Annotated in this window: 10 protein-coding genes; 7 read left to right on the forward strand and 3 right to left on the reverse strand. The window is 46.3% G+C overall.

Annotation, left to right across the window (positions count from 1 at the left end):
- The first annotated feature begins 79 nt into the window (after positions 1-79).
- The 6 genes from ftsA to mutT all read left to right on the forward strand — a co-directional run bounded on the left by ftsA (position 80) and on the right by mutT (position 8,128).
- The gene (gene ftsA, locus ABXT70_RS04040) at positions 80-1,303 is read left to right on the forward strand and encodes a cell division protein FtsA (RefSeq protein WP_443642476.1); all 1,224 of its coding nucleotides are present in this window, start codon (positions 80-82) and stop codon (positions 1,301-1,303) included.
- 93 nt (positions 1,304-1,396) lie between these two features.
- Positions 1,397-2,563 (forward strand): cell division protein FtsZ, encoded by a 1,167-nt coding sequence (gene ftsZ, locus ABXT70_RS04045; protein WP_443641894.1) that lies wholly within the window; start codon positions 1,397-1,399, stop codon positions 2,561-2,563.
- Between the two features lie 116 nt (positions 2,564-2,679).
- Positions 2,680-3,594 carry a UDP-3-O-acyl-N-acetylglucosamine deacetylase gene (gene lpxC, locus ABXT70_RS04050; RefSeq protein WP_443641895.1) on the forward strand — a complete coding sequence of 305 codons (915 nt, stop codon included), beginning with the start codon at positions 2,680-2,682 and terminating at the stop codon, positions 3,592-3,594.
- A gap of 154 nt (positions 3,595-3,748) precedes the next feature.
- Positions 3,749-6,463, forward strand: coding sequence for a preprotein translocase subunit SecA (secA, locus tag ABXT70_RS04055; RefSeq protein WP_443642477.1), 2,715 nt, complete (start codon positions 3,749-3,751; stop codon positions 6,461-6,463).
- Positions 6,464-6,491: 28 nt separating this feature from the next.
- Complete coding sequence (argJ, locus tag ABXT70_RS04060; RefSeq protein WP_443641896.1) at positions 6,492-7,706, forward strand: bifunctional glutamate N-acetyltransferase/amino-acid acetyltransferase ArgJ; 1,215 nt, start codon at positions 6,492-6,494, stop codon at positions 7,704-7,706.
- 8 nt (positions 7,707-7,714) lie between these two features.
- Positions 7,715-8,128: an 8-oxo-dGTP diphosphatase MutT gene (gene mutT, locus ABXT70_RS04065; RefSeq protein WP_443641897.1), complete on the forward strand. Its 414-nt coding sequence runs from the start codon at positions 7,715-7,717 to the stop codon at positions 8,126-8,128.
- Here the strand turns inward: mutT and ABXT70_RS04070 are convergent.
- The 3 genes from ABXT70_RS04070 to gcvH all read right to left on the reverse strand — a co-directional run bounded on the left by ABXT70_RS04070 (position 8,125) and on the right by gcvH (position 13,938).
- Positions 8,125-10,257, reverse strand: coding sequence for an MFS transporter (locus ABXT70_RS04070; protein ID WP_443641898.1), 2,133 nt, complete (start codon positions 10,255-10,257; stop codon positions 8,125-8,127). The genes mutT and ABXT70_RS04070 overlap by 4 nt on opposite strands.
- 308 nt (positions 10,258-10,565) lie before the next feature.
- On the reverse strand, positions 10,566-13,469 hold the full coding sequence (gcvP, locus tag ABXT70_RS04075; protein ID WP_443641899.1) for an aminomethyl-transferring glycine dehydrogenase: 2,904 nt from the start codon (positions 13,467-13,469) through the stop codon (positions 10,566-10,568).
- A 76-nt stretch (positions 13,470-13,545) separates the two neighbouring features.
- Positions 13,546-13,938, reverse strand: coding sequence for a glycine cleavage system protein GcvH (gcvH, locus tag ABXT70_RS04080; protein WP_443641900.1), 393 nt, complete (start codon positions 13,936-13,938; stop codon positions 13,546-13,548).
- 231 nt (positions 13,939-14,169) lie between these two features.
- Between gcvH and ABXT70_RS04085 the strand changes: the two genes are divergently transcribed.
- Positions 14,170-14,793, forward strand: a complete 624-nt coding sequence (locus ABXT70_RS04085; protein WP_443641901.1) for a helix-turn-helix domain-containing protein — start codon at positions 14,170-14,172, stop codon at positions 14,791-14,793.
- Positions 14,794-14,800: the final 7 nt, after the last annotated feature.

The following is a 14,800-nucleotide window of genomic DNA, read 5'->3' on the forward strand; positions in this document are numbered from 1 at the left end:
ATTTAAATGGCTTGTTTTGGCCACTTGAAACACACATAAATAAGGGAAGATTTGGGTGGTAGACACAGCAATAAAACCCATGGTGGTTGGGTTGGATATTGGCACTTCTAAGGTGGTCGCTATGGTGGCGGAACTTGGTGATGATAGTCAATTACAAGTTGTGGGAATTGGAGCGCAAGCGTCTCGGGGTTTAAAGCGTGGCATTGTTGCTAATATTGAATTCACCGTGCTATCGGTAAAGCGAGCCATCGAAGAAGCTGAATTAATGGCTGACTGTAAGATTAACGCTGTTACCGTAGGTATTGGCGGTAATCATATTAGTAGTATGAATTCTCACGGCATAGTAGCGATACAGGCTGGTGAAGTATCTGAGCTTGATTTGGAACGTGTGATCGAGGCGGCTAGGGCGGTAGCGATCCCAACTGATCAAAGAATTTTGCATATTTTGCCGCAAGAGTATGTGATTGACGGTCAGGAGGGTATCCAAGACCCTCTCGGTATGGCCGGTGTGCGGCTGGAAGCAAAAGTACATATTGTGACTTGCGCTCTTAATGTAGCGCAAAATATTGAAAAGTGCGTAAGTCGATGTGATTTGGTGTTGGAAAACATTGTTCTTAACGCTTTGGCATCTAGTTATGCTGTACTGACAGAAGATGAAAAAGAATTAGGTGTTTGCTTAGTCGACATGGGTGGTGGCACCATCGAAGTTGCTGTGTTCACTGCTGGCGCCATTCGCCACACGGCAGTAATACCAGTAGCTGGTGATCAAGTGACCAACGACATTGCCATGGCGTTGCGCACACCAACCGTTCATGCGGAAGATGTAAAAGTAAGGTACGCCTGTGCGTTGGCACAGTTAACCGATTTATCGGAAAGTATTAAAGTGCCTAGTGTGGGTGATCGTCCCGCTAGAGACTTGTCTCGCCAAGCCTTAGCTGAAGTGGTAGAGCCGCGTTATGAAGAGCTGTACACCCTAGTTCAATCGGAATTAAGGCGCAGTGGTTACGAAGATTTGATTGCAGCGGGTATGGTGTTAACGGGTGGTACGGCGCAGATGGAAGGTGCAGTAGAGTTGGCGGAAGAGATTTTTCATATGCCAGTGCGCTTAGCCAAGCCGCATAAAGCGCAGGGGCCTAGTGGATTGTTGGATAATCCAACGTATTCCACCTGTGTTGGGTTGTTAAATTATGCTCAACAGGCAGGACCTTCTGCCCAGGTAAAGTTGGCTAATAGGATGGCTTTGGGGTTTGAAGCTAGTCAATGGCTGCTCAAGGCTAAAACTTGGGTAAAATCAAATTTTTAACGATAAGTCACCCAGGTGGATGTCGATAGTGAAGTCTGATAAACGATAGGACTCGTTATTAGAAAAACAATAAAATAGACTAGGAGCAAGGCGATGTACGAATTAGTCGATAACGTGCCGCAAAATGCAGTCATTAAAGTGATTGGTGTAGGCGGTGGCGGTGGTAATGCTGTAAGTCATATGTTGTCTAGTGAAATAGACGGCGTTGAATTTATTTGTGCCAACACTGACGCTCAAGCCCTTAGAGGTATGGAGGCTCGATCGGTGGTTCAACTAGGCGCTCAAATCACTAAAGGTTTGGGAGCTGGAGCTAATCCTAATGTTGGCCGCGAAGCTGCCATCGAAGACCGCGAGCAGATTGAAAGTATTCTGCAAGGCGCTGATATGGTCTTTATTACCGCAGGTATGGGTGGCGGAACGGGTACCGGAGCTGCACCAATCGTGGCTGAAGTGGCTCGTGAAATGGGTATTTTAACGGTTGCTGTTGTGACCAAGCCATTCCCATTTGAGGGACGTAAACGTATGGCTATCGCAGAGCAGGGCCTTAAAGAATTGGCGGAACACGTAGATTCATTGATCACTATACCAAATGAAAAGCTGCTGCCTGTGTTGGGTAAGAACTGTAGTTTACTGACGGCTTTTAGTACCGCAAACGATGTGCTTTTAGGTGCAGTACAAGGCATTGCCGACCTAATTACTCGGCCTGGTATGATCAACGTAGATTTTGCTGACGTACGTACGGTAATGTCCGAAATGGGCATGGCCATGATGGGCACTGGCGTGGCGCGAGGTGAAGACCGAGCCCGTGAAGCTGCAGAAGCTGCGGTACGCAGTCCGCTGCTAGAAGATGTTGACTTGCGAGGTGCAAAAGGCATTTTGGTCAATATTACAGCCGGACTAGACATGAATTTGGGTGAGTTCTCAGAAGTCGGTAATACTATAGAAGAGTTCGCGTCAGACAATGCCACCGTGGTTATTGGTACGGTGATTGATCCTGAATTGTCTGATGAGCTAAAAGTAACGGTTGTTGCTACAGGTCTAGGCTACGGTTATACACAACAGATTGAACCAACGGTGAAAGCTGTGGTCAATAATACTATGAGACGTCCTACGGTCGATCAAATGGAATTGCCAACTGTTAAAGATGCGTTAGTTGGTGATGCACGTACGAGTGGCTCGGCGACGGATGCTGATAGTAGTTCTGAAGGCGATATTGATTATTTGGATATCCCTGCTTTTTTGCGGCGTCAAGCTGATTAAGACTTAGGTCTTAGATGCTGGCGCTTTTTACCTGTAATGGGGGTCTTGTCACCGCCAGAGACAGATTTTTTGTGCTACAATACTCGGCTATCCCCGAGTGCAGGGTTTAGGACATTATGGTCAAACAGCGTACATTAAAAAATATTATTAGAGCCACAGGCATTGGTATTCATACGGGTAAAAAAGTTTACCTCACATTGAAACCTGCTTTGGCTAATGTTGGCATCGTATTTTGCCGAACTGATCTCGATCCTGTGGTGTCCATCGCTGCCACGGCGGCTAACGTGGGAGACACCACGCTATCTACAAATCTAGTGCAAGATGGCGTACGGGTTTGCACCGTCGAACATCTTCTATCGGCCTTTGCAGGTCTTGGTATAGATAACGCATACGTAGAGCTAAGCAGCGAAGAAGTGCCCATTATGGATGGCAGTGCGGCACCATTTATCTTCTTGTTACAGTCTGCTGGTGTTGAAGAGCAGAATGCTCCAAAAAAATTCATTCGTATTAAAAAGACTATCATTGTTACTCAAGACGACAAAAAAGCGTCATTAGAGCCGTTTAACGGTTTTCAGGTGGGTTTTACCATCGACTTTGATCATCCACTTTTTGAAAGTCGAAACTGCACCACCCATTTAGACTTTTCGAGTACGTCTTATGTGAAAGAAGTGAGTCGAGCACGTACCTTTGGCTTTATGAAAGACTTTGAATACCTTAGGTCCAAAAATTTAGCGTTAGGTGGTAGTTTAGATAATGCCATCGCGGTAGATGATTATCGTGTACTTAATGAAGATGGCCTCCGTTATCAAGACGAATTTGTTAAACACAAGGTATTGGACGCGGTAGGCGATATGTACCTGTTGGGCCTTAGTCTCATTGGCAAGTTCCAAGGTCATAAGTCAGGTCATGGCTTAAATCACATGTTGTTACGTGAGTTATTGGCGCAAGAGGATGCGTGGGAAGTGGTTACATTCGACGATGAGGCAGACTCACCTATTGCTTATATGAGCCCGGCCGCAGCCGCAGCCTAATAAACAACAACGAAAAAGCTGGTGTTCCTAAAGAACACCGGCTTTTCTACGTTTTAGGCCTTTGAAAATAGGCCTAAGACCCCATAGTAATAGAAGAGATCATAAACGTCTCATTTATCCCTAACAAGCGCATGAGCGCATATAAAAAGACAAGATAATGGTACAGATTTTAAAATCACTTTTTGGCAGTAAAAATGATCGTGAAGTAAAGCGATTTAATAAAATTGTAAGTAAGGTCAATGGCTTAGAGAAAACTGTGCAGCCTTTGTCTGATGCTGATCTAGCAGCTAAACGAGTAGAATTTAACCTGCGTTTTGAGGCTGGCGAAAGTTTAGATCAATTATTACCTGAAGCATTTGCTGTCTGCCGAGAGGCCTCGATCCGGTTTATGGAGTTACGTCACTTTGACGTACAAATGATTGGAGGCATGGCTTTACACCAAGGCAAAGTGGCTGAAATGCGCACCGGTGAAGGTAAAACCTTAGTGGCCACGTTGGCGGTTTACCTCAATGCTATTCCAGCTAACGGTGTACATGTAGTCACAGTAAATGACTACCTAGCCCAGCGTGATGGTGAGTGGATGCGTCCTATATATGAAGGCCTTGGCTTATCCGTGGGTATCATATTGTCTGGCCAAGACAGTTCCGTCAAACGTGTTGCCTATGCCTGTGATGTTACCTACGGCACCAATAATGAATTTGGATTTGATTACCTACGTGACAACATGGCATTTAGTGCTGTGGATAAGGTACAACGACCTCTTAACTTTGCCATTGTTGACGAAGTGGACTCTATACTGATCGATGAAGCCCGCACACCCTTAATTATTTCTGGGCCCGTTGAAGATAACACTCAAATGTACATTACCGTCAATGGTTTGGTGCCTCTACTCGAAATTCAACCAAAAGTTGAAGGTGATGAAGATCCCACTGGCCATTACACCTACGATGAATCCCACAAGACTATAGAGCTCACAGAAGCAGGTCACCAATTTGTTGAAGAGCTATTGGTTGGCGCTGAGCTACTGGCAGCCGGCGAAAGTCTTTATGCAGCTACTAATCTAACACTGTTACATCACGTACATGCCGGACTCAAAGCTCTCGTTATATTCTCTCGCAATGTAGATTACATCGTTCAAGACGACCAAATTGTTATTGTTGATGAACATACGGGCCGCACGATGCCCGGTCGCCGGTGGTCAGAAGGCATTCACCAAGCCATCGAAGCTAAAGAAGGCGTCACCATTCAAAAAGAAAGCCAAACTATGGCTTCTACCACTTTCCAGAACTACTTTCGTTTGTACGACAAGCTTGCTGGTATGACTGGTACTGCCGATACCGAAGCATTTGAACTACATCAGATATACGATTTAGATGTGTTAGTGATCCCTACTAACGTTGATGTTAAACGTAAAGATATGAACGACCTTGTGTATCTAACAATGGCAGAAAAGTTTGACGCTATTATTGAAGACATTCGCCACTGCGTAAAACAACAGAGCCCAGTATTAGTGGGTACTGCGTCAATTGAAATGTCAGAAATGGTTTCCCAAGCGTTAACCAAAGCTGATGTTCCCCACAACGTACTCAACGCTAAGCAACACGAACGCGAAGCCAGTATTATAGCAGAAGCAGGCCGCCCTGGTGCTGTCACTATTGCCACCAACATGGCAGGCCGTGGTACCGATATTGGTTTGGGTGGTAAGTTAGAAGTTGAGTTGGCCACCCTAGGTGAAAATGCCACCGATGCCGAAATACAAGCAGCTAAGGCAGACTGGCAAATACGTCACGATTTAGTATTAGCCGCCGGCGGACTTCACATTATCGGTACTGAGCGGCATGAGTCTCGCCGTATCGATAACCAATTGCGTGGTAGGGCTGGCCGTCAAGGTGACCCAGGTTCATCACGTTTCTTCTTATCGTTAGAAGATAACTTACTGCGTATTTTTGCGCCAGAACGTATTAAAGGCCTAATGCAAAAATTAGGTATGGAAAAAGGCGAAGCTATCGAGCACCGCATGGTGTCAAACGCCATTGAAAAATCACAACGTAAAGTTGAAGGGCGTAACTTCGACATGCGTAAACAATTGCTTGAATATGATGACGTGGCCAACGATCAGCGTACCGTGGTTTATGATCAACGCAACGAGTTAATGTCTACGGATGATATTGCAGACGTGATCACTAATGTTCGTGCTGAAGTAGTGGATAGTGCTATTGATAGTTTCATCGCCCCACAAAGTCTTGCAGAACAGTGGGATGTGAGTGGCCTAGAAACAGAACTTGAAAAGCAATTTGGTATGGCTTTGCCAGTCCAAGAATGGCTTGATGGTGATGACCGCCTTGAAGAGGAAGGTTTGCGTACACGAATTCAAACTCTACTGAGTGAGAGTTACCAGTCCAAAACTGAGGTAGTTGGAGCAGAAACTATCCGTGGTTTTGAAAAGCAGGTAATGCTGCAGGTGATCGATTCCCGCTGGAAAGAGCACTTAGCCACCATGGATATGTTACGCCAGGGTATTCATCTACGTGGCTATGCACAAAAGAACCCTAAGCAGGAATATAAACGAGAATCCTTTGACCTGTTTCAGCAGCTGCTTTTTGCTATTAAAGAAGACGTTATTCGTATCTTGAGCCACGTACAAGTTAGGTCGCCAGCAGAAGTTGAAGCAGAAGAACGTCAAAAACGCGAACAGGCTCAAGCGGCGATGCAGTTCCGGCATGAACAAGCTCAGACCGCAGGTCAGCAGCAACAGCGTGAGGCAACCCCAAAAAATCCTGCAATACCCTCATTCAAGGTAGGTCGCAATGAGCCTTGTCCATGTGGTTCGGGGAAAAAATACAAGCAGTGTCATGGCAAACTTAGCTAGTTACAGATAATATACTAGGGACGAGATTATGGCAGTTGGACTGTTAGCTGAAGTGAAGTATCATCCTATCGCAGGTTTTCAATTGGGTACCACAGATGCCAGCATTAAAATTCCAGGTCGCAAAGACCTGGTGGTAATGCAAGCCCAAGCTGGTTCAAGTATGGCTGGGGTATTCACAACCAATGCTTTTTGTGCAGCACCAGTACAACTGTGCCGACGCCATTTGCAAGATGACAGCCCCCTCGCTTTAGTCATCAATACTGGCAATGCTAACGCTGGCACTGGCGCAGCTGGTAATGCCGACGCTCTTACATCATGCAACGAGTTGGCTCAAGCCCTAAATTTGAACAGCTCTCAAGTACTGCCGTTTTCCACTGGAGTGATTGGTGAAAAACTCCCCATTGAAAAAATTGTAACAAGTTTACCCCATGCTATTAACAAGTTGGATGTTAACGGCTGGCAAGACGCTGCTTGGGGCATATTAACCACGGATACTCGCACCAAAGGTGCTAGCGTGCAGATTGAACACTTTGGCCAGACCTTTAGTCTTACTGGTATCTCCAAGGGATCGGGTATGATTCGGCCTAATATGGCCACCATGTTGGCGTTTGTTGCGACTGATGTGCAATGTTCACCCACATTGACTCAAGACCTGTTAAATCAAGCTGTCAATCAAAGCTTCAATCGTATTACCGTAGACGGAGATATGTCCACTAACGATTCATGCATTCTCATTGCAACAGGCGCGAGTGAGTTGTGTTTAGATGAAGATAGTGAACTGGTGGCTAAGTTTAGTAAGGCCTTGACCGAACTCATGCAGCAACTAGCTCACGCCATTGTGCGGGACGGTGAAGGAGCCACTAAGTTCATCAGTGTAGAAGTGGAAGGTGGAGCTAATAGCGAAGAATGTTTGCAAGTGGCTTACGCTATCGCTCATTCACCATTAATTAAAACGGCTATGTTTGCTAGTGACCCAAACTGGGGCCGTATATTGAACGCCGTAGGTTATTCTGGCGTACCAAATCTTGATGTTAACACCCTCACCATTCATTTAGGTGATAGCCTACTAGTTGATCAAGGAGGCTGTGCCAATAGCTACACAGAAGCTGCAGGCCAAAAGGTCATGGATCAAGAAGAAATTACTATTCGAGTAGATTTAAAACGTGGCGACGCCAAAGAAACCGTGTGGACCACAGACTTGTCTTACGACTACGTAAAAATCAACGCTGATTATCGTAGTTAAAGGTAACAGTGATCAATAAACGTGTGGAAGTGGTAGCAGCCATTTTAGTTGATTCTCAACAGCGTATTCTTATGGCGCAGCGGGCTGATTGGCAACACCAAGGTGGCAAGTGGGAATTCCCTGGCGGTAAAATAGAAACTCACGAAACTCATATGCAAGCTTTAGCTCGTGAGATCCAAGAAGAGGTTGATTTAAAGATTAATCAGCAGACTTGTGAGCTTTTTAAGGCCGTACATCACGACTATAATGATAAACAGGTGTCCTTGTATTTTTATCTAGTTAAAGACTTTTCTGGTAGTGCCAAAGGTATGGAAGGCCAACCCGTAATGTGGGTAGACGCTCAGACATTACCGCAAATGACTATTCCTGATGCCAATAAAGCTATTGCAGATGCGCTGCTTCAAACTTGGCCTGTTAGCTAGGCCAAGTTTGAAGCAAGGTTAGATTCAGCATCCAACAACACCTCTTGAAGTAACTCCTCCGCCTGTTCTGGCAGTGAACTAGCAACAGCATACATTACGTCATCGGCCATTCCCGGTGCCACTTCGCTGATACTGCCCACCAAAGCTGAGGCATGCTCAGGGTCTGTTTGAGCGATGGACTCTGCCACTTGAGCGGCTTCTTCTGGCAGTATTCCAGCTACCGCGGTGGCGATGTCAAAGGCTTGTTCCGGTGCTTCCTGTACTAGCGCAATAGCAAGCTCAGCACCTTCGCCTAGATAGTTGCCATCTTCTTCTGCAGCTAAGAAGGTATGTAATTCTTCATCTGGGCTTGCAGCTATAGTTTCAGCCACCCCTGCCGCAACTTCTATGCTTGCCTCTGGTACCTCTTGTGTAACAGCTGTTGCAACCTCTACCCGTTGATCTGGAGCAGCTTTTGCTGCTAAGACCGCGATCCGAGCCACTAGTTCTGGCATATCATCAGCGATTTCGTGGCTTACGATGGCTGCAATTTCTGCTGCCTGCTGTGGTGCCTCATTTAGCAGCCTTAGAGTAAGGCGGCTAAGGGCATGGAAGCTAGCCTCGGGCTTGAGCTTTTGTTGTTTGATTAAGTCACACATATAGCGGGCTAAGGCTGCACCAGACAGTGGGGCGGAGCCAGCTACATTGGTAATAATGTCGAGCTTCAAGTGCGGCAGTTCATTGGCCAAGGCAATAGCTAAGGCTTCTGCTTCATCTGGGTAATGGTAGGCTGTGGCCTGAGCAATGTTTACCGCTTCTTCTGGCTGGTTAAGGGCTACGCTTACAGCAATTTCCACCACATCTTCTGGATTTTCTTCTGCTAATAAAAGTACCGTCTCTGCAGCCACACTGGTTTCATCGAGGCTGTTATATTCTGTACGGGGGTCAAGCTCGGTGGCCATCGGTGTCATGCCTTGTACCACGAACGACTCTTGCAGTGCATCGGGCACGGCTGAACGAATACTCATGCGGTACATGACAAAGGCGACTAACACTAAACTAGCTACAATCAAGTACCCAAACAGGGCATCTGCTCCCATTTGTTTCATTACTAACGAAGACGTATAGGGGCCTATGGCGCCACCTGCTGCATAAGCCAAAATAAGTTTGCCACTGGCAGCTACCATTTCTGTGGGTTTAAGTCGGTCAAAGGCGTCTGCTAAGGCGATGGGGTATACGCAAGCCAAGGCACCGCTAAGAATGACGGCGCAAGCAATAGTAATGGCCATTTCTCCCCGTGCGGCCATAATCGGCAATACCATGGCAGCCAAACAGGCAACTAGCAAGGTCATTACTAATACTGTACGACGGTCAAACAGATCGGCCAGCTTACCTATGGGGAACTGTAATAAGAACCCGCCAACCATGGTGGCACTCATAAAGGTAGCGATTTGACTTTTAGTCATGCCCACATCGGCACCGTAAATACTACTCATATTGTACAAAGCGCCTAAACAAATGCCAGAAATCATGATACCTACGACACCCAAGGGTGAAGTACGGTAAAGGATCTTTAATGGCATGGCTTCCGGTTCATTTATTCGTGGCCCACCAGACCGACTCATGAGTACTGGAATCATGCATAAACAAAACAGCATGGCTACGTAGATATAGAGGATAGGGTCTTGTGGCTCGGCAAAATTAAGCATGAGCTGGCCTAGGGCCAATCCAAAATAGGTGACGAACTGATAGCTTCCAAACACTGTGGCACGGTTTTCACTAGTAGAGCTCTCGCTCAACCATGTTTCCATAGTCATAAAAAAGGTGGCATTAGTAAAGCCAATCAATACCCGCAACACACCCCACACAAGAGGCACGGACCAAATGCTGTGCAACAAAGCACACATGGTGGCGACGGAAGCACAGGCGGCAAAAATACGAATATGACCCACACGGCTTATAAGGTGTCTGCCGTATAAAGAACCTAATAACATACCTACAAAATAAAGCGACATAACTAGGCCAATGGCGTCCGTATCTTGGCCATCTAGCCGCATGCTCATAGGGATAATAATAAACAGCAAACCATTGCCCATAAGCAAAAGCGTACAGCTTAAGTATAAAGGTAGAAGTTGATTCAGTGCTCTCACAGGGTGCCTATCAATAATTCATATTTAGTGGGTCATTTAGTCGCAAAATATAGCAAATTTAGGCGTGGGTCAATGGCTAAATTAAGCCTTTGCAAAGCGCTGGTTGGGAGCTTGTAATGGCGGTCTTTTTGAAGCCAAGCAAACGTCGGAGTGTGCCTTTTGTGAGGTTACCAAAAAGCAGCAAAAAAGAGGATCGGCAACTGACTTGCCAAGAGTTTGATAACCACTAGGATTGGCTAGGTGCATACACCCTTGCCCCAATAAAGTTAATATATCTACTTTGCTGGGGCAGGGTGGAGTGGTGCTTACTAGTTTTCGTAAACTTCCATTGGTGGGCAAGAGCAAATAAGGTTACGGTCGCCATAAACGTTGTCTATACGGTTAACCGTAGGCCAAAACTTAGCATCCAAGGTGGCTGCAGTTGGGAAAGCCGCCACTGTACGAGAGTAACCACGGTTCCAGCCGTGGCTGGCCAAATCTGACTGGGTATGTGGAGCCATCTTTAGCGGGTTATGCTTAGGACTCCATTCACCAGTTTCGATTTTCGCAATCTCTTCACGAATGCTCGCCATAGCATCACAAAAACGGTCAATTTCACGCTTTGGCTCAGACTCTGTAGGCTCAATCATCAAGGTGCCTGCCACTGGGAAAGACATAGTAGGTGCATGGAAACCATAGTCCATTAACCGCTTAGCGATGTCTTCTTCACTGATGCCAGTGGTTTCTTTAAGTTGGCGAATATCAATAATACATTCATGGGCGACACGGTCATTACGACCGCGATACAAAATTGGGAAGTGCTCACTCAATCGTGAAGCCATGTAATTAGCGCTCAAGATAGCTTGGGCTGTGGATTGTTGTAAACCCTCTGAACCTAACAAATTAATGTAAGCCCAAGATATAGGTAAAATCGAACCACTGCCATAAGGTGCTGCAGAAACTGCACCATTACCATTGTTGTTGCCATGCACGGGCACGACCGGGTGATTGGGCAAAAAAGGCGCAAGGTGAGCTTTTACACCTATAGGGCCCATACCAGGGCCGCCACCGCCATGAGGAATAGCAAAGGTTTTGTGTAAGTTAAGATGTGATACGTCAGAACCAATAAAGCCAGGCTTGCTGATGCCTACTTGAGCATTCATGTTAGCGCCATCCATATATACTTGGCCACCGTTGTCATGAATAATTTGGCAAATTTCCACCACACTCTCTTCATACACTCCGTGGGTTGAAGGGTAGGTGATCATTAAGCAAGACAGTTGCTCTGCATGTTGTTCTGCCTTGGCCTTAAGGTCTGCAACATCAACGTTACCAAAGTTATCGCAACCTACTACAACTACCGTCATATCCACCATGGAAGCGCTGGCAGGGTTGGTGCCGTGTGAAGAGCTTGGGATGATACAAACCTTTCGATGGCCTTCACCAATACTGGCTTGGTATTTACGAATAGCTACAAGGCCTGCGTATTCACCTTGGGCGCCAGAGTTAGGCTGCATAGACACGTGATCGTAACCGGTAATTTCTACCAACTGTGCCTCTAAGGAGCGAATTAGTTCCATATACCCGTGGGTTTGATCTGTAGGTGCAAATGGGTGCATGTTGGCAAATTCAGGCCAAGTGACTGCTGCCATTTGTGCAGTAGCGTTAAGTTTCATGGTACAAGAACCTAATGGAATCATGCCATGAACCAAAGAGAAGTCTTTGTTTTCTAACTTCTTCAAGTAGCGCACCATGTCTGTTTCGCTATGGTGGCTATTAAAAACAGGGTGTTCAAGGATGGCGTCTTTACGCATTAATTCATCGGCCATACCCATGTTAATACTGCTGCATAGGCTATCTGTGGCGGCTAAGTTAAAATCTACTTGGGCGCCAGCGACAATGTTTAACAAACCTTGGATATGAATCACTTGGGTGGTTTCGTCAAGGCTAATGCCTAAGCAATCAGTGCCGACCTTACGTAAGTTATAACCTGCATCAAGCGCGCGCTGGTAAATGGCATCCTGTTGGCCATTGGTGGCTAAGGTTAAGGTGTCGAAGAAGGTTTGGTTATTAGCTGGGAAACCTAAAGTATCTAGTTGAGCGGCTAAAATGGCCGTTAAACGTTGAATGCGGCTAGCAATAGTACGTAGGCCAGCTGGACCGTGGTATACAGCATAGAAAGATGACATGTTGGCTAATAATGCTTGGGCTGTACAAATGTTGGAGTTGGCCTTTTCACGGCGAATATGTTGTTCACGGGTTTGCATAGCCATGCGCAATGCAGGCTTGCCCTTGGTATCAATGGAAACACCAATAATACGACCCGGAATAGAACGTTTGTATTCATCTTTGCTAGCAAAGAATGCAGCATGTGGGCCACCAAAACCTAAAGGTACGCCAAAACGCTGACTAGAACCAAACACCACGTCTGCACCTAATTGGCCTGGTGATTGGAGTAATACCAAGCTCATAATATCTGCGCCCACAGCAACGAGTGCTTTTTGTTCATGGGCTACATCAATGATGCTTTTTAAGTCGCAGATAGAGCCGTCACTACCAGGGTACTGCACCATCACGCCAAATACATCGTGTTGGGCTAAATCTGTTGCAGGGTTGCCCGTAACAATTTCAAACCCAAAGTATTCTGCACGGGTACGTATTACAGAAATATTTTGTGGGTGGGTATTGTCATCTACAAAGAAGGTTACGCTCTTCTTTTTGTTGGCACGTTTACACAGGGCCATGGCCTCTGCTGCTGCCGTAGCTTCGTCTAACAATGAGGCGTTGGCCAACTCCATGCCCGTAAGATCCATGATCATCTGCTGGTAGTTGAGCAGTGCTTCTAAGCGGCCCTGGGCGATTTCTGGCTGATACGGTGTATAGGCTGTATACCAAGCTGGGTTTTCCATGACATTACGTAAAATAACGTTAGGCACCAACGTGTTGCTGTAGCCCATGCCAATACAAGACACATTAACTATGTTCTTGCTGGCCATCTCTTTGAGTTGGGCTAGGGTGTCTACTTCAGATTGAGAGGTCGGTAAATCTAACGGTTGGTGTAAACGAATGCTGTCAGGCACTGTTTGGTCTAACAGCTCATCAATGCTGGACACTTGGAGGTGGTTCAGCATGGCTTCGTTTTCAGCGTTACTGGGGCCAATATGACGGTCGATAAAGGCGTTGGTTTGAAGAAGTTGTGCGATAGGTGTTCGGGCGAGAGTAGGTGCAGACATAGGGAATCCTCACTAGGTGCAATTAACAACCCACAAAGCCCGCACAAGACGGGCTTTGTGGGATAGAAGTCGTGGCTTAGTCTTCGCCAGTAACAACGTCGGTATAGGCTTCAGCGCTAAGGAGCACCGTCAAATCAGCGTCGTCCGCCAATTTAAGTTTCATGATCCAACCCTCAATGTAAGGGTCTTCGTTAACAGTTTCAGGTGCATCTTCTAAGGCTTCGTTAAAGGCAATAATTTCGCCAGCTATAGGAGAGTATGAGTCTGAGGCCGCTTTAACAGATTCAATGACTGTATACTCTTCGCCAGCGTCAAGATTGCGGCCAACGTCGGCAGCTTCAACAAATACAATATCACCCAATAATTCTTGGGCGTGGTGGGTAATACCAACAGTAACGGTACCGTCGCCATTGTCAGCTAACCATTCGTGGGATTCGGTATAAAGCAATTCAGCAGGAATATTGCTCATGATTTTTGGTTCCTGATAACAATTATTAAGGTGCTCAAGGGTTTGCAGTTGGCAGACCAATGTAACTGGCTGTAAGCATATCATTTTGATTCCTTTCAATCAATAAATTAGCATATAGGAAATATTTCCCTGTTATGTTTCCTGTAAGTAGGGTCCTTAGTCTCATGGCATGACGCCAGACGGGCACCGTGTTAGCATAGGCTTTAACCTGTTAAACCAACGAGCTATACCATGTCCGCAGAACAACCCGATATGCCAGAGTTAAAGATTGAGTCAGGTTCTGGCCTGCAAACTAATGTAGAGCCACTCCAGCTAGGCAAGCGCTTACGGGAAATTCGCCAGAGCTTGAGTTTAACGTTGGAAGAGGCGAGCCAAAAAACAGGGTTGGCTCGCTCAACTCTTTCCAAAATTGAAAATGAGCAGATTTCACCCACCTTTACGGCAGTACAAAAGCTCGCCAATGGACTGCAAATTGATATCCCTCAACTTTTCGCTAAGCCCCGCAGTACCATGGCTTCTGGGCGGAGAGTGCTCACAAAGTCGGGGGAGGGCACACCCCACCCAACAAGCACTTACGAACACGAGCTGCTATCAACAGACCTTGCCCGGAAAAAGATGGTACCCTTTAAGACTCGTGTTCGAGCACGTAGTTTTGATGACTTTGGCGATTGGGTTCGCCATGAAGGCGAAGAGTTTTTATTAGTCTTGGAAGGCGAATTAGCTCTGTATACTGAGTTCTATGAACCCGTAGCGATGGTGGCTGGTGATAGTATGTACTACGACGCCAATATGGGTCATGCTTTAGTAAGCTTGAGCGAGAAAGATGCGCTAGTATTATGGGTAGTTGCCCGATAATCCCTCA

Origin of the sequence: Candidatus Njordibacter sp. Uisw_039, from assembly GCF_047730075.1 — a bacterium.
Taxonomy (GTDB): domain Bacteria; phylum Pseudomonadota; class Gammaproteobacteria; order Pseudomonadales; family Balneatricaceae; genus Njordibacter.